Origin of the sequence: Enhygromyxa salina (genome assembly GCF_002994615.1) — a bacterium.
In the GTDB taxonomy this organism is placed as follows: Bacteria; Myxococcota_A; Polyangia; order Nannocystales; family Nannocystaceae; genus Plesiocystis; species Plesiocystis salina_A.
In genome coordinates, this window is the sequence record NZ_PVNK01000160.1 from 1 (window position 1) to 15908 (window position 15908).

Sequence of the window (15908 nt, forward strand, 5' to 3'; positions counted from 1 at the left end):
GCTTTGTCGCCAAAACTTGCAGTACGCCCGGTACAGCGGCGTTTTGGCTTCGCGCCCTCGGCGAAAATTCCGGCGCGAGGCGACACGATGCATTGCACCCCGGGCTGCTAGCAGCCCGTGGTGCAATCCCTCGCGAGACATCGTACCACCGGCTACTAAACCTCGTTTCGTGCCCAATCGATTCGCGTGATGCGATCAACGACCCGCCCAAACCCCTTGAACTTCCTCCCGGGCCATCATCCTCGCGGACCATCGTTCCAAAAGATATCCGCCGTGCAAAACTGAGAGTCATTCAGCGTCGACTATGAGATCCGCGGGTTGAAGGCGTCAACTCCAGTTCATGCAGTAGTTCGGGGCTCAGTCCGGAGAATCGGCGCCACGGGCGCCGCCCCTCCGATCGTCGCTTGGTCGCAGGATTCGACCCTGGGGCGTTTACGCCCCTCTGACTCCATCGACACGATTAAAGTGTACGCTCCGAGACCATCGATCTTCGAGCAGTGATTCGCAAAAAAACATGTTGTCTGAGGACGCCGCACATCCTCATACTCATTGGCCTAGCGCTTCCCAGCATCAACCACGACAACAAAGAACAGGATGAAAGATCATGGCGGAACAACTTGTTGAAAAACTCTCCGATTTGAACAACCGGCTGCGACAGGCCACCCTAGCGAGCGACCCCAAGGCCTTCGGCGAACTGCTCCACGACGACTGGTTCACCGTCGACGCCTCCGGCGGCATCACCGAGAAAATGGCTGAACTCAAGGCCCTCGCCACCGCGCGGATCGAAGTCGAGTACGAGTTCGACAATCTCAAGATCCAGGGCTACGGCCATGGCATCGCCGTCGTGACGGGGACCACCGTGACCAAGGGCGCGGCGATGAAGAAGAACGTCGAGGGCGAGTATCGCTTCATGCAATTTTGGGCGCACTCGTCCGCCGTCGACGCGCAGGGCGACAACTGGCTGATGCTCGCATGCATCAACTTCATGCCCCAGAACCTACCCAACGCATAGCAGCCCGTCAGCGCGGGCACGAGCCCCCGGGAGTGACACTACCTTGGATTCAATTCGCTGGACAACGAGTGATGAGCTGAGCCGCTACTTCGCAAAGTACGGCGACATGCTCGGTTTCATTGCCCACATTCACGGCCTCGAACTCGCTGCGCCGAGCTTCGGGGCCGCGAAGGTCTTGTTTCACTCTTGGCGGCCCGGGTTCATCGACGCGAGCGAGGCCGAGGTCTCGGCGCTCGAGGCCGGCAGCCCGAGCACCGAGCTGCTCGAGCGGATGCGCGACCTCGGCTGGCTCGACGAAGCCCCCCCAGACAAGGTGGCTGACGGCCTGGTCCAAAGGACGATCGATCGCTTCCCGGCCATCCAAAACCCCGTCGAGCTCCGAGCGTTCGTCGGGCTCGTCGCGCGCATGCGCCCGCGGGTCGTCGTCGAGATTGGGACCGCGGCCGGCGGGTTGCTGTACTGCGTCAGTCAATTGACAGCGAAAGACGGGCTGATCATCGCGATCGACGCCCCCGACTCGCCCTTCGACGCGTGCAAGCCCAACGACGATGACGCCCTGTTCGCGCGCTTCGGGCCGGCCACGCAGACGCTCCACATGATTCGGGATCGCTCGGGTCACCACGGCACGCTCGTCGACGTCGAGCGCCTGCTCGACGGCCGCCTCGTCGACTTGTTGATCATCGATGGCGACCACTCCTACGCCGGCGCGCGGTCCGACTACGAGCTCTACCGTCGCTTCGTCGGGCCCGAGGGCGTCATCGCGTTCCATGACATCTGCATGCGACCGCAGACCTGGGGCCGGGGCCACGACGTGGGCTTGCTGTGGGATGAAGTCGCCGCGGGCGTCGAGAGCCGCGAGAGCCGCGAGATCATCGATCCCGAGGGCAGCCGGACCAAGCCCGACTTCTCGACTCCGGTCAACTTCGACATGCCCGCGCTCGGCTTCGGGCTGCTCGGCCCGGCCGCGTCAATCTGCGCCTGAGTCCCCGCTGGAGCTTGCTCGCGCCCCGAGCCGCGCGAGCGCGGCGACCCAGTCGCGGCGCAGATCGAGCACGTCGACCTCGTCGGGGATCCGCGGGACCAAGCTCGCGACCAAGCTCCCGGCCAACTCGGCAGGCTCGACCGCGGCGAGCCGCTCGACCTCCGCGCGGGTCAGCTCGGCCAAGCGCGCGGGCTCGCCGACCTCCGCGAGCTCGCGCCAGGCCGGCTCCTCGAGCAGACGGCGGCGGAGGCCCTCGGCCAGGACATCGGCCCAACACGGCTGACTGAAGGTGAAGTTGAGTGACATCGACGGCTCGCTCGCGCGGGTCTCGTGCCAATACCCCCGAGGCAGGAACATCCGCGAGCCCGCGGTCAGCGTGACGGTCTCAGCCGTGTCCGGGAGCCGATCAGGCAGCGGCGCGTCGAGCTCGGGCTCGAGCTCCGGGTCGACGGGCCCGCCGATCAGGTGGCTCGTGGTTGGGTGCCGGACGTGGGTGTTGGGGGCGAGCCGCCAGATCTTGCGACCGTGCAGCTGGACCACGAAGTTGGCGTTCTCGTCGAAGTGAGGGTTGAGCGCGCCCCCGGTCGGGTTCGCGTAGACCATGCACCGCGCCCAGGTGTTGGGCGCGAGCCCGAGCTCGCTCCTCAACGCCTCGAGCTGGGTCTTCAGCGCGGGGATGAGCAGATCCACGCAGCTAAACACGAGCGTGAAGCCGCGCTCGTAGAGCTTCGCGCCGGTCTCGACATCGACCTGCGGAGACAGGGCGTGATCGTCGTGGGGCCCGAACACTCGGACCACGCCGGGCCAGACCTCGAGCAGCGCGTGGACGTCTCGCAGCTGCGGGATCGCGGCGAACTCGGGGCTGGCATCGGGCGCCCCCCCAATCCACAGACGATCCGGCCAGCGATCGCGGAGGAACTCGTCGACCGGGAGCGGAGCGACGAGCGGTGCGAGCCCGAAGGCGCGCTCCGGGCCGAGGAGCTCGTCGAGCACACCGGGGAGCGCGGCCGCAGCCTCCATGTTGCCCTTGACCACGAGGCGCTGCTCGAAGAACAGCTGCTCGAGATCCGCGCGGCCTTCGAGGACCGCGGCGAGCTCGGCGGCGGCGATCGCCAGGTGGCAGTCGTGCCCGGCCCTGGCCCCAGGCCGACAGCTCGGCGTCGCCGCGGCGAGATCGAGGGTCCAGCTGCCTTCGCCGCCGAGCAGCTCGAACGCGTAGACCCAGCGCGCGCGTGACCGACGACCGGCGTCGAGGGCGGCGGGCAGCGCCGCGTCGAACACCGCGGTCACGGGGGCCGGTTGATCGGGCGCGTGATCGGGCATCGCGTTCAGCCCTCGGCTCCGGTGCTGAAGCCGCCGGCGGCGGGCAGCTTCAACAAGCGCCGGACCATACCGACGGCGCCGTCCATGTCGTGGTGCAGGTACGCGGCGCTCTTGCGCAAGGTCGCGTCGCCAAAGTGAAAGCGCTCGTAGAGGTTGTGACGCGAGCCCCAGCCGCTGCCGACGAGATCCCACGCCAGTCGAAACAGGGCCACGTTGTCACGGCCCGACTCAGCCCGGCCGCGAAAGTGATCCTCGACGAGCCCCCCGAGTAGATCGAGGGTCGCGGCCTGGGGGGTGCTCATGTAGCGCGAGCCGCCGAGATCGAGCAGGTGATGGACCATTTTGCCGTGAAACTCGGAGTACATGGTCACGCCCGCCTCGACGCTGGCCGGGTGCGGAACACAGTGACCGGTCTCCGGGTCTTCGATCGCGCCCTCGATCGCCGCCATCGCGAAGGCCTCCATGGTGTTGAGGAAGCCGATCATCTCGCCGATCTTGGCGCGCACGTTGACGAATTGCCCGACCCGCGAGGACTCGGCGATGAGGTGCGCGAGGCCGACGAACAACCGAGTCTTGGCCACGCAGCGCACGACCACGTGGTGCTGGAGCCCGGCCATGACCAGCGGCATCGCCGGAAAGGGTGTATCGGCGGGCACCAAGAGGTAGACCTGCTCCCACGGGATCAGGCACTCGTCGAACAGCGCGACGCAATCCATCTCGTCGCAGCGCGAGCTCAGCGACGCCTCGCGTCCAGAGCCGCCGAGAGTATCGCGGCAGATCCAGCGCAGGCCCGGCGCCGAGCTTGGCATCACGAAGCCGGCCAGCCACGGCTGCCCCTCGCGGACACACAGCGCACCGCCCGGGAGGTCGAAATTCATGTCCGAGAACGGCGCCAGGGTAGCCAACGCCCGCGCGCCCGAGATCACGAGGCCGTCGGCGGTCTCACGCACGACCCGACACGAGGGCGCGGGCTCGGAGCCCTCGCTCGCGGGCGGCAAGACCTTGAACGGCTCCGAGAAGGTGTGCGTGTAGCACAGGTCCCGCGTCCGCGCGTCGATGTAGATCTTGCGCGCGCGCGCGGCCAGGACCGGGTCGACACCCTCGAACACCCGGCTGATGCCGCCGAGCGCCGCCAGACACGTGCTCATGTAATCCGGGCTCCGGGCCATCAACCCGCAGCTGACCTCAGCCCAGGCCGCGTAGGCGGCCGCGCGGCGGCGGAGATCCTCGCGGCTGCGCGGCTCGATGAAGGCCATGCCCACGCGCTCGCCGTCTTCGCTCGTGTAGCTCATGATCTCGGCCATCGAAGCCAGGTTCTGAAAGTCGTAGAACTGCGCGACGGTGGCGGCCGTGGCCGCGAAGCCGGGCGCCTCGCTCACGTCGACGGCCCGTCCGTCGTGGATCACCGTGCGACCGTCACGAAGCGCCGCGAGATACTGGCTGCCTGTTCGAAGGGCCATCAGCGCTCGGCCATGTGACGACGGAGGCTCAGGGGACGCATGTCGGTCCAGGTCTCCTCGATGTAGTCGAGGCACGCCGCCCGATCTCGAGGCTCACCCACGGCCTCCCAACCGAGGGGGATCGGTCGGCCGACGGGCCAGATCGAGTATTGCTCCTCATGGTTGATAACGACTATGTAAAGATCGTCTGAATCAGTGGCCATGGTCGGAAGCCTATCGCAGGTCCCTGCGAGATGATACATCTATGACAACACGTGGATCTCGAGTTCGATGTCGTGATGTGCGATTTGATCGTATCGCTCGATGACCCGCGCTGCCGGGCCCCCGCACGAGTCGGACGCAAGGCCGCGACCTTGGCGAGGCTGCGCGGTGCAGGCCTCGAGGTCCCCGAGGGTTTCGTGTGCACCGTCGACGCCCGCCCCACCGGCGCCAAGTCCGCCGGCGGGGATGGGCTGCCAGCCGAGCTCCTGACCGCGATCGCCAAGCTCGACGAGGGCCCCTGGGCGGTTCGGTCTTCGGCCGTCGAGGAGGACGGGGACGCGTCCTTCGCCGGGCTCTACGCGAGCGAGCTCGAGGTCCACGGACCGACCGCCGTGGCCGCAGCGATCGAGCGATGCTGGCGTGGCGCGGGGGCGGCGATTGAGGCCTACCGCGAGGGCCTCGGTCGGCCCCCAGACTCGAGGCTGGCGATCTTGGTTCAACGGCAGATCGACGCGCGCGCGGCCGGGGTCGCGGCGAGCGTCGATCCGGGCAGCGGCGCCGCGGGGGTTCGGGTCAGCGCTGTCCTCGGCCTGGGCGCCGAGCTCCTGGCCGGAACGATCAATGGCGAGGACTGGCGGGTCGAGGGCGAGCGCGCCGAGTGCCGCGGCGAGCCCGAGGTCCTGACCCCGGCTCGGGCCCGCGCGGTCGCGGCTCTGCTCGTCCGGGTCGAGGCCGCGCTCGGGCTCACTGGCAGCGTGCAGATCGAGTGGGCGTTGGACGACGACACGCTCTACCTGCTCCAGGCCCGGCCACTCACGAGCGCACCCAAGCCCCCCGCGTGGGCGGCCCCGCGGCCGGGGGCCTGGGCTCGTCACCTGCGCCTCGGTGAGTGGCTCGGGGCCCCGCTGACGCCGCTGGCCGCGACCTGGCTGATCCCCGGGCTCGAGCGGGGCGCCGCCGACTTTCGCCTCCGCTGGGTCGGGCTGCCGTCGCCCGAGCCCACGAGCGTGCTCGTCAACGGCTGGTACTACACGACGGTCGACACGGTCCCCAGCGATCTGCGGGGCACCCTAATGATGATCGGTCGATTGCTCGTGCACCTCGTTCGCGACCCGCGAAGGGCCTCGATCATCTTCGCCGGACGGCCGAGCGACCCGGGGAGCCGGGCGTGTCGCCAAGCCTGGGTCAAGGAGTTCGTTCCGCGTCGAGATCGCCTGCTCCGCGACGCCGAGGGCGACGACGAGCACGGACACCGAGCGCTCGCGCGGCTCGAGGCCCTCGTCGAGGTCTCGGCCTTCGGCTTCGGGTTGCTATCCGGGATCTGCAACGCAGCGTGGAAGGCCGAGCTCTTGCTGGTCGAGTTCGTGCGGGCGCAGGTCGAGGGTCTCAACCCGCGCACGCTCCTGCTCGGGATCGAGGTCCCGACATTCGAAGATCACGCTGTGTTCTCGCTCGATTGGGGTGAGCCGAGCGTCGCCGAGCGCGGCCTGACGCCGCCAGTCACGGCCGTCGCCGAGCGCGTCGCCGCAGCCACGAAGCTCCGCGACGACGCGCGCGAGCGGGTCTCGGCCAGCCTGAGCCCGCGCGCGCGAGCCCGCTTCGACGCGCTATTGTTGCGCGCCGAACAGCTGGCTCGCGCGCGCTCGCGTGCGGTGCAAGAAGTGACGCGAGCGTGGCCGTGCATGCGTCGAATACTTTTGACCTTTGGGACAAAACTCGTCGGCGAAGGTTGGATCGAGCGTAATGACGACGTTTTCTTTCTCGAACACCGCGAGCTCGAGGCCCTCGTCAAATCAGGCGATGTCGATCCAACGATCAAAGTCCAGATCGCGGCCCGCCGACGCGCGCGCTCGCACCAGGCTCGACTGTCGCCGCCGCTGTACCTTGGTGATGGTGAGTTGCCTGTGCCCTTCAAGCGGGCCCTGGAGATCGCCGAAATACTGCGTCAACCGGCCACAGGCGGCGAGCAAGGCGATATCTGGCACTGTCTGCCAGCGAGCCCAGGGCGAGCGGCGGGCCGCGCGCACATCCTTAATGACCCGTCCGATCTCGCTAATCTAGGGGCCGGTGAAGTCCTGATCACGTCAGTATTGACCCCAGCGTGGGTGCCCTTGTCGGCCCACGCTGCGGCCGTCGTCGTCGCAACTGGCAACCATCTATCACATGCATCGGTCCTCGCCCGGGAATTGGCCCTACCTTGCGTGGTCGGTGCTCGTGATTGCGTCGCGGAGCTATGTACTGGTGATCATGTCGAAGTTGACGGAGGCAGCGGGACGGTCGTTCGCATCGTCGAGTAATCCCTCAAAGGCCGGCGGTCCGTGTTAGAGTCCGGGGCGGCGATGAGCGGACTATCAACAACCACTGATCGCTGGCATCGACAGCTCGAGGGGCTCGATTCAGCGTCTCCGGGGCTGTGGCCCGGCGCCCCCGCGGGTGAGCTCGAATTCGTGCTCGACGAGCGCGCCACGACTCTGCTCCGCGCGGTGACCAGCGGCGCCAAGCTGCTCGAGCTCGCCGCTCTTGTTGCGAGCACCCAGCTCGCCCTCGCACGTTTCGCTGGAACCGACAAAGTCATCGTTGGCACGCCGCCACGAATCGACGGCGAGCGACGAGCGATCGCCAATACGATCCCACTGGTCCAGAGCTTGACCGCGGACCTGCGCTTTCGCGACCTGCTCAGCGCCGCTCGACGATCGCTGCTCGACGGCTTCGCCAGCCAGGACGAGCCCTGCGGGCCCACGCTCGCCGAGCTCAGCCCGAGCCGGGCGCTGATCCACGTCGGCGTCGCGCTCGACGGGCTGTCCGGTGACTTCGAGCCGCGCCCGGAGATCATCGTCCACGCCACCAGCGAGGCCGAGCGCGTCCGAATTCGCGTCGACGCGCCAAGCTACGCGGGCGCGGCCGTGCAGGCCTTCGGCGCGCTCGTGGTCGCGCTTCTCGATGCAGGCGTGACCGACCACGGCAGGCCGCTGACCGAGCTGCCCCCGGCTCCGCGAGTCGACGACGGCGACGGCGTGACCGGCCCAATCCCGCCCGGGACCGTGCTCTCGCGCTTCGAGCACCACGCGGCGCTGCGACCCGACGCCCCGGCGCTGGCCGGGACCGGCTCGTTCGGCGATGGGCCCCGCGACTCGCTCAGCTATGGGGCCCTCGACCGCCGCGCGGCCGCGCTCGCGCGCGCGCTCGAGGCCCGGGGCGTCGGACCCGAGGTCCGCGTCGCGCTGCTGCTCGACGACCCCGCCGATCAGGTCATCGCGCTACTGGCCGTGCTCAAGGCCCGCGGGGCCTACGTGCCCCTCGATCCCGACTACCCGGACGCGCGCCTGGCCAAGACCCTCGCCGACGCGCGCCCGCTCGTGACGATCGTCGAGCCGCAGCAGTGCTCGCGGCTGCCGCCCGACACCCCGACCCTGGTCATCCACGACCACGCGTCCGCCGAGCCCCCGACGGTCGAGCGCCCCGATCGCAGCGCAGACCTCGATCACCTCGCCTACGTCATCTACACGTCCGGCTCGACCGGTGCGCCGCGCGGCGTCGCGGTCACACACCGCGGCCTCGCCAACGCAATTCATCAATTCGCCGAGGGCGCGGGGATCGACGCGCGCGACCGGGTCAGCCGGATCTGCTCGTTTTGCTTCGACGCCTCGGTGCTCGAGACCTTCTTGGCCCTGACCCGCGGCGCGGCGCTGTGCCTGGCACCGCGCCATGCCTGGCGCCGCGCCGCCCGTCCCGGCCTCGCGAGCTTCTTGCGCGAGCAAGAGGTCAGCGTGATCGGTGCGATCACCCCCGCCGTGCTCGCGCTCGTCGAGCCCGAACAGGTCCCCGCGGTGCGGGTCATTCACGTCGGCGCCGCACGCTGCAGCGCGGAGCTGGCCGATCGCTGGGGTCCAGGCCGGCGCTTCGTCAATTGCTACGGCCCGACCGAAGCGACGATCGACTGCATGGCTCACGTCGCCCCGGGCGGCGAGGGCCCTCCACCGATCGGGGCGCCGATCGCCAACGCTCGGGTCCACGTGCTCGACGAGCACATGCGCCCGGTCCCCGACGGCGTCGTCGGAGAGCTCTACGTCGGCGGCCTCGCGGTGACCCGCGGCTACGATCGCCTGCCGCGGGACACGGCCCTGTCCTTCGTCCCCGACCCCTTCTCCCCGACCCCGGGCGGGCGGCTGTACAAGACCGGAGATCGCGGGCGTCGGCGACCCGCAGGGGTCATCGAGTTCTGCGGTCGCGTCGATCGCCAGATCAAGCTCGACGGAGTCCGCGTCGAGCTCGGCGAGATCGAGGCGCCGCTGCGTCGCTACCCGGGCGTCCGCGATGTCGTCGTCGAGCTGCGCGGTGACGACTCGGGCGCCGCGCGGCTGGTCGCCTGGCTCGTCGTCGACGGTCCGATGCCATCGACGACGGTGCTGCGCGAGCACCTCGCCGTCGGGCTGCCCAACTCGATGTTGCCCTCGGTGTTCGTGCAGCTCGACCAGCTGCCGCTGACCGCCAACGGCAAGATCGATCGCGCGGCCCTGCCCGAGCCCGAGCCCGAGCGCCCGGCCCTCGCGGTCGCGTTCGCCGAGCCCCAGACCGAGGTCGAGCGGGTGATCGCCGCGAGCTGGAAGACGATCCTCGGCGTCGAGCAGGTCGGCCTCCACGACAGCTTCTTCGATCTCGGCGGCCGCTCGCTGCAGGTCACGCAGGTCATGTCGAAGCTGGCCAAGACACTCCACGTCGAGCTCCCGCTCGGGACGATGTTCGAGCAGCCGAGCCTGGCTGGGCTCGCGGCCGCGGTCGAGGCCGCCCTGGCCGAGCGCAGGCCAGACCACGCGCAGCCCGAGCGCCCGGCGCCCACGGCCAGCGCACGGCCAGCGGTGTTGCCGCTGTCGAGCCCCCAGCGGCGCCTGTGGCTGATGCATCACGTGCTCCCACCGGGCGCCGCGGCGCTCTACAACGGCCCGGTCCCCGTCCGTCTGCGTGGGCCCCTCGATCGCGACGCGCTCGTGGCCAGCTTCCGCGACATCGTCGCGCGCCACGAGATCCTCCGGACCGCGTTTCGAATGGTCGGCGACGAGCCCGCTCAGGTGATCCTCGACGCGCTCCCGGTCGAGCTGCCCGTCGTCGACCTCAGCGGGCTCGACGAGCCCACGCGCCTCGCCCGAACCGAGCAGCTCGCAGACGCCGAGGCCCAGCGACCCTTCGACCTCGAGCAGCCCCCGCTGTGGCGCCTGCGCCTGGTGATCCTCGGGCCGCGAGACCACGTCTTGCTGCTCAACATCCACCACATCCTGTTCGACGGCTGGTCCGCGGGGGTCCTGCGCCACGAGCTCGCGCGCAACTACGCGGCGCGCTCGCGTGGCGAGCCCTCGCCGCTCGCGCCGCTGCCCTTGCAGTACGCCGACTTCGCCCTCTGGCAGCAGCGTGAGCTCGACCACCCGCGGATCGAGGCCCAGCTGCGCTACTGGCAGCGCCAGCTCGCGGAGCTGCCGGAGCTGCGCCTGCCAACCGACCGCCCGCGCCCCGACCAGCCCAGCTACCGCGGCGCGATCGAGGCCTTTCGCGTCGAGCCGGAGCTGCGCGACGCCCTGTTCGCGCTGTCTCGCGAGGCCGAGGCGACCTTGTTCATGACCCTGCTCGCGGCCTTCGTCGCGCTCCTGACTCGCTACTCCGATCAGGACGACATCGTCCTCAGCTCGCCCGTCGCCAATCGCAACCGCGCGGAGCTCGAGCCGCTGATCGGCTTCTTCGTCAACTCCTTGGTCTTGCGCGTGGACTCGTCGGGCACACCGAGCTTCCGCGAGCTCCTGACCCGCGTCCGCCAGGTCACCCTCGACGCCTACGACCACCAGGACGCGCCCTTCGAGCGCCTCGTCGAGCTGCTTCGACCCGAGCGCCGGACAACACACAATCCGCTGTTCCGCGCCGCGTTCTCAGTTCAAAACACGGTCCTCGAGCCCGAGTCCCCGCCGGGCCTGACGATCAGCCCATGGCAAACCCACAGCCGCACGGCCAAGTTCGATCTGGTCCTGGCCTTGACCGACGACGAAGAGGGTCTGCTCGGCGACGTCGAGTACTCCTGTGAGCTGTTCGATCGGGCCACGATCCTCACGATGATCGGGCTCTACCACCAACTGCTCGCCGCGATCGTCGAGCATCCCGACCGCCGGGTCCTCGATCTGCAGCTCGACCTTGGCCAAGACGGTGGTCCAAGTCGCGCCGCCGCCCCGACCCCGCCCCGCGCGAGCTTCGATTTCAGCCAAGGGACACCATGACCGCGCGCCTCGACTGTCTATTGGTTGGCATGAACAGCCAGCGCTTCGTCGACTACCTCGACCTAGTCAAGAGCCACGGACAGAGCTCCGGCGCCTACCGGGACATCCGCCTGTCCTACGTCGACTACGAGGGCGCGCCCCACCAGGCCTTGGATCTGCTGACCAAGCTCTATGTCCGCGACGGCGGCACGCGCGAGGTCCCGTTTCACAACGCCGACTTCATCTGGCCGACGATCACCTACCTCGGCGGCTACTTGACGCGACGCGGGCTGAGCTTCGACTTCATCAACGCCTTCACCCATGAGCGCGAGGCCCTGCGCGAGAAGCTGCGGACCCGCGAGGTCCTGGCCGTGGCGATCTCGACCACGCTCTACGTCGTCCCCTGGCCGATCACCGAGATCATCGAATTCGTGCGCAGCTGCGACCCCAACGTGGCGATCGTGGTCGGTGGGCCCTACATCGCCAACGTGACCAAGAGCGACGACCGCCTCGGGGTCGAGCGTCAGCTCCAGGCGCTCGGGGCCGACTACTACGTGATCAGCTCCGAGGGCGAAGCCACCCTCGCGCGGCTGCTGCACGCCCTGCGCTCAGGCGCCGCGGTCGGCGAGATCGACAACCTCGCGATCCGCGACGGCGAGCGCATGGTGTTCACCCCCTCGGTCGTCGAGCGCAACCCGATCGAAGACAACCCCGTCGACTACACGCTGTTCTCGCCCGAGCAGATCGGGCAATTCGTGTCAACGCGAACCGCCAAGTCGTGTCCCTTCGCCTGTGCGTTCTGCAATTTCCCCGAGCAGGCCGGCAAGTACACCTACACCTCGGTCGCCGACGTCGAGCGCGAGCTCGACAACATCCGGGCGATCGGCACGGTCACGACCCTCACCTTCATCGACGACACCTTCAACGTCCCCAAAAAGCGCTTCCGCGAGATCCTCCGCATGATGATCCGCAACGAGTACTGGCGAGACTTTCGCTGGAATTGCACGCTGCGCAGCGATCACACCGACGACGAGATCATCGCGCTGATGGCCAAGGCGGGCTGCGAGGGGGTGTTCCTCGGGGTCGAGTCGGGCAGCCCCAAGATGCTCGCGGCCATGAACAAAACCGCCAAGCGTGAGGACTACCTCCGCGCGATCCCACGCCTGGCCGACGAGGGCATCCTCGCCCACGCCAACGTGTTCATCGGGTTCCCAGGCGAGACCCGCGAGACCGTCGAAGAGACCCTCGATCTGATCCGCACGACCCGGCCCGTGACCTTCTCGGCCCAGCCCTGGTACGCCAACCCGCTGACCCCGGTGTGGAAGAAGAAGGAGCTCTACCAGATCCAAGGCTCGTCGTTTCGGTGGTCGCACTCGACCATGGACGCGGCCACGGCCTGCGACCTCGTCGATCACGTGTTCCAGACCGTCGACGAGTCGATCTTCCTGCCGCAGTACGGCTTCTTTCAGTGGTCGCTGTTCTACCTCCAGCGCCAGGGCATGGCCCTCGAGCGCATCAAGGGCTACCTGCGGGCGTTCAACGCCGTGGTCCGCGAGAAGATCAGCGGGGTCGTCGACGAGCGGGTCCACGCCGGGCTGATCGCCAACCTCGAGGCCGCGGCCGCGTTCGAGGATCGGCCCGAGCCAGCTCCGGAGGTCCGCGCGAGCTTCTCGGCCGAGGCCCGGCTCGCGGCCGAGAGCTACTGCCGCGAGGCCTTCGTGCCCACGCTCGGCGGCGGGCAGGCGCTCGCGCGCAGCCTCGAAGGCGACGGCGACGGCGACGGCGATTGCACCGTCGAGCTCCCGCCCGCGTTGACCGAGCTGCGCGACCCCCTCGCCCTGAGCACGCGAACCCTGGCTGCGATCGCGGTCCTGGCCTGGCGCCTCGACGAGCTCCGCGCGATCGGGCTGGTGATCGCGGGCGCACCGGTCGCGCCGGCCTCGGACGCCGCGTTCCCGATCGCGCTCGAGCCCCGCCCGACGCTCACCTTTGCCGCGTGGGAGGCCGAGGTCGGCGAGCAGCTCGTCCGCGCCCACGCCCATCGCGTCCACAGCCTCGACGTGCTCACGAGCGGCTCACGCGTGCTGCCCTTTCACGATCAATCACCCAAATTCTCGATCGGCCTGTGGATCGACGGGGCCGGCGACCTGCCGCCCCCGTGGCGCGACGTCCCAGCCTACGCGTCCATCGGGCTCGAGCTCCGCCTCACGACCACGCCGGGGGCGGCGGCGCTGCGCCTCGGCGGCACGTGCCCGGCCTCGACCCGGGCCGAGCTCCGGGCCCAGCTCGCAACCTTGCTCGGGCGCAGCGCCGCGACACCGGAGGCCCCGCTCGCGAGCGCGACGGTCGGACCGCCGACGCCCGCGACCGCGGTGAGTTCGTTGACCCGCGAGGGTTTCAGCTTCTGAGGGCTCGCCATGGCCGAGTGCCTCATCGTCGGCTTCTACGACATCGACATCGTCGCCCACGAGCGTCGAGTCCGGGCCATGGGCGCGACGACGGCGGCCTATCAAGATCTCGATCTCAGCCTGGTCTGGCGTCAGGGCCGACCGTTTCGGGCCCTCGATCTGATCAACCATCTCCACCCCGACGGGCCGCACCTGCACAACGCCGACTTCCTGTGGCCCGCGGTCGCGCTGCTCGGGACCCGGCTGAGCCAGGCGGGCCACGCCTTCGACTACGTCAACCTCCCCCACCTCGAGCGCGAGTCCTTCGCGCGCAAGCTCGCGGCCGAGGATCTCCGGGTCGTCGCGCTCACGACCACGCTCTACACCCACCCGCAACCGATCCTCGAGCTCGTCGCGTTCGTGCGCGAGCATCGGCCCGAGACCACGATCGTGATCGGCGGGCCCTACATCGCGGGTCAGGCCAAGGCGCTCACGCCCGAGCTGTTCGAAGAGCAGCTGCTCTACCTCGGCGGCGACATCTACGTGATCTCGGCCGAGGGCGAGGCCGCCCTGTGCGAGATCGTCGACGCGCTCGCGCGCGGCGCGTCCCTCGACCCGATCCACAACCTCGGGATCCGTCGGGGTCAGCGAGTCGTGTTTAGCGAGCGCAGCGTCGAATACAACAATCTGTCGGCCAGCCGCGTCGACTATCAACTGTTCCCGCCCGGGGCGTTTGGCCGCTTCGTGACCACCCGGACCGCCAAGTCGTGCCCCTTCTCGTGCGCGTTTTGTGGCTTCCCCGAGCGCGCCGGTCGCTACACGGTGCTGTCCGTCGACGAGGTCGCCGCCGAGCTCGACGCGATCGCCGAGCTCGGCGGCGTCGACACCCTGACGATCATCGACGACACCTTCAATGTCCCCAAGCGCCGCTTCAAGGACATCCTGCGCCTGATGATCGCGCGCGACTACGGCTTCCGCTGGAACTCGTTCTACCGCTGCGATCACGGCGATGACGAGACCCTCGAGCTGATGGCCGCGGCCGGCTGCGAGGGCGTAATCCTCGGGGTCGAGTCGGGCAGCGATCGGATCTTGGAGATCATGAACAAGTCCGCGCGGCGCAAGCACTACCTGCGCGCGATCCCGCGGCTCGAGGCCCTCGGCGTCGCCTGCTATGCGTCGCTGATCGTCGGGTTCCCCGGCGAGACCAGCGAGAGCGTGTCCGAGACCATCGATCTGATCGAGACCGCGCGGCCGTCCTACTTTCGGGCCCAGCTTTGGTACTGCGATCCGATCACGCCGATCTATCGTGACCGCGAGCGCCACGGGCTTTGCGGCGAGGGCTTCGCCTGGACCCACGACACCATGGACGTGACCGAGGCCTGCGCGTGGATCGAGCACATGTTCCTGGCCGTCGAGGGCTCGACCTGGCAACAGCAAGCCGGGTTCGAGTTTTGGAGCACCTTCTACCTCCAGCGCCACGGCATGAGCCCGGCCAGGGTCCACGCGTTCCTGCGCAGCTACAACGCGGCGGTCAAGGATCGGCTGCTGCGGCCCGAGGCCGGGCGCGAGCTGAGCCCCGCGCGGCTCGCCGAGCTTCGGCGAGCGAGCGCGCGGGTCCCCTCGCCCGCTGCGGCGCCCGCCAAGCCCAGCGCCCCACGCCTGTCAGGGGCGGACTACCGCGCCGCCGAGGGCTACTGGCTCGAGGTCCTCGCCGAGTTCAGCGATCGCGCCCGACCGATCGAGCTGCTCAGCCGCGAGCGAGGCCCGCGCGCCCCCATCGTCAGGGCCCTCGCGCTCGACGACCGCGATCCGCTCTCACTCGTCGCGGCGCTCGGCCTCGCCGCGGCGCGAGCGGCCAGGCGTGGCCACGCGCTGGTCCTGATCAACGACGAGCCGGACGCCGAACTGCTCCCGGTCAAGGTCGACGCCGACCCCGAGCTGCAGTGGCCACAGCGGCTCGAGCGGGTCCGCGCCGAGCGAGCCCGCGCTCGGACCCACCGCGCCTACGGGCTCCCGCTGCTGCGTCGACCGACGCGCCTGGCGAGGGTCGCGGCCGAGCCGGCGCTGCCCGACGCGGCCCTGCTCGACGGTCCGCGCGGCTTCGTCGCCACGCTCCGCGAGCACCCCGAGCTCGAGCGCGAGCTCCCGATCATCCTCACGCGCACGGCCGCCGGGCAGTTCGAGCTGCGCGCGCGGGTCGGCGCGGCGACCTGCGCGAGCCTCGTTGCGACCCTGCGCGAGCGGGTCGGGAGCTCGCGGGAGCTCGCGCCTACGTCCAACGAACCCGAATTTCACTTCGACCCCTGACGC

The 15908-nt window shown here is 69.3% G+C and carries 9 protein-coding genes; 6 read left to right on the forward strand and 3 right to left on the reverse strand.

Going from position 1 to position 15908, the window contains the following annotated elements; all coding sequences use genetic code 11:
- Nucleotides 1–604 precede the first annotated feature (604 nt).
- Nucleotides 605–1012, forward strand: a complete 408-nt coding sequence (locus ENSA5_RS17435) for a nuclear transport factor 2 family protein (RefSeq protein ID WP_106392805.1) — start codon at nucleotides 605–607, stop codon at nucleotides 1010–1012.
- A gap of 106 nt (nucleotides 1013–1118) precedes the next feature.
- Nucleotides 1119–1994, forward strand: a complete 876-nt coding sequence (locus tag ENSA5_RS17440; protein ID WP_106392806.1) for a class I SAM-dependent methyltransferase — start codon at nucleotides 1119–1121, stop codon at nucleotides 1992–1994.
- On the opposite strand, the gene ENSA5_RS17445 is transcribed toward ENSA5_RS17440, so the two are convergent.
- The 3 genes from ENSA5_RS17445 to ENSA5_RS17455 are packed head-to-tail and all read right to left on the reverse strand — an operon-like array spanning nucleotide 1980 to nucleotide 4980.
- Nucleotides 1980–3317 carry a JmjC domain-containing protein gene (locus ENSA5_RS17445; protein WP_106392807.1) on the reverse strand — a complete coding sequence of 446 codons (1338 nt, stop codon included), beginning with the start codon at nucleotides 3315–3317 and terminating at the stop codon, nucleotides 1980–1982. The genes ENSA5_RS17440 and ENSA5_RS17445 overlap by 15 nt on opposite strands.
- Before the next feature lie 5 nt (nucleotides 3318–3322).
- Nucleotides 3323–4777 carry a 4-hydroxyphenylacetate 3-hydroxylase N-terminal domain-containing protein gene (locus tag ENSA5_RS17450; RefSeq protein WP_106392808.1) on the reverse strand — a complete coding sequence of 485 codons (1455 nt, stop codon included), beginning with the start codon at nucleotides 4775–4777 and terminating at the stop codon, nucleotides 3323–3325.
- Nucleotides 4777–4980 carry an MbtH family protein gene (locus ENSA5_RS17455; RefSeq protein ID WP_106392822.1) on the reverse strand — a complete coding sequence of 68 codons (204 nt, stop codon included), beginning with the start codon at nucleotides 4978–4980 and terminating at the stop codon, nucleotides 4777–4779. The genes ENSA5_RS17450 and ENSA5_RS17455 overlap by 1 nt, the downstream gene beginning before the upstream one ends.
- Before the next feature lie 51 nt (nucleotides 4981–5031).
- Between ENSA5_RS17455 and ENSA5_RS17460 the strand changes: the two genes are divergently transcribed.
- Genes ENSA5_RS17460 through ENSA5_RS17475 form a run of 4 tightly spaced genes read left to right on the forward strand, consistent with a single transcriptional unit; the run spans nucleotide 5032 to nucleotide 15905 of the window.
- Nucleotides 5032–7275: a PEP/pyruvate-binding domain-containing protein gene (locus ENSA5_RS17460; RefSeq protein WP_106392809.1), complete on the forward strand. Its 2244-nt coding sequence runs from the start codon at nucleotides 5032–5034 to the stop codon at nucleotides 7273–7275.
- 42 nt (nucleotides 7276–7317) lie between these two features.
- Nucleotides 7318–11232: a non-ribosomal peptide synthetase gene (locus tag ENSA5_RS17465; protein WP_106392810.1), complete on the forward strand. Its 3915-nt coding sequence runs from the start codon at nucleotides 7318–7320 to the stop codon at nucleotides 11230–11232.
- Nucleotides 11229–13619 carry a PhpK family radical SAM P-methyltransferase gene (locus ENSA5_RS17470; RefSeq protein ID WP_106392811.1) on the forward strand — a complete coding sequence of 797 codons (2391 nt, stop codon included), beginning with the start codon at nucleotides 11229–11231 and terminating at the stop codon, nucleotides 13617–13619. The genes ENSA5_RS17465 and ENSA5_RS17470 overlap by 4 nt, the downstream gene beginning before the upstream one ends.
- 9 nt (nucleotides 13620–13628) lie before the next feature.
- Entirely contained in the window at nucleotides 13629–15905 is a 2277-nt protein-coding gene (locus ENSA5_RS17475) for a PhpK family radical SAM P-methyltransferase (RefSeq protein ID WP_106392812.1), read from the forward strand.
- The last annotated feature ends 3 nt before the right edge of the window (nucleotides 15906–15908 follow it).

Excerpts from the sequence above, each read along its gene's own strand:
- ENSA5_RS17435 (WP_106392805.1), top strand. The coding sequence starts at position 605 with ATGGCGGAACAACTTGTTGAAAAACTCTCCGATTTGAACAACCGGCTG.
- ENSA5_RS17440 (WP_106392806.1), top strand. The coding sequence starts at position 1,119 with ATGCTCGGTTTCATTGCCCACATTCACGGCCTCGAACTCGCTGCGCCG.
- ENSA5_RS17445 (WP_106392807.1), bottom strand. The coding sequence starts at position 3,317 with ATGCCCGATCACGCGCCCGATCAACCGGCCCCCGTGACCGCGGTGTTC.
- ENSA5_RS17450 (WP_106392808.1), bottom strand. The coding sequence starts at position 4,777 with ATGGCCCTTCGAACAGGCAGCCAGTATCTCGCGGCGCTTCGTGACGGT.
- ENSA5_RS17455 (WP_106392822.1), bottom strand. The coding sequence starts at position 4,980 with ATGGCCACTGATTCAGACGATCTTTACATAGTCGTTATCAACCATGAG.
- ENSA5_RS17465 (WP_106392810.1), top strand. The coding sequence starts at position 7,318 with ATGAGCGGACTATCAACAACCACTGATCGCTGGCATCGACAGCTCGAG.
- ENSA5_RS17470 (WP_106392811.1), top strand. The coding sequence starts at position 11,229 with ATGACCGCGCGCCTCGACTGTCTATTGGTTGGCATGAACAGCCAGCGC.
- ENSA5_RS17475 (WP_106392812.1), top strand. The coding sequence starts at position 13,629 with ATGGCCGAGTGCCTCATCGTCGGCTTCTACGACATCGACATCGTCGCC.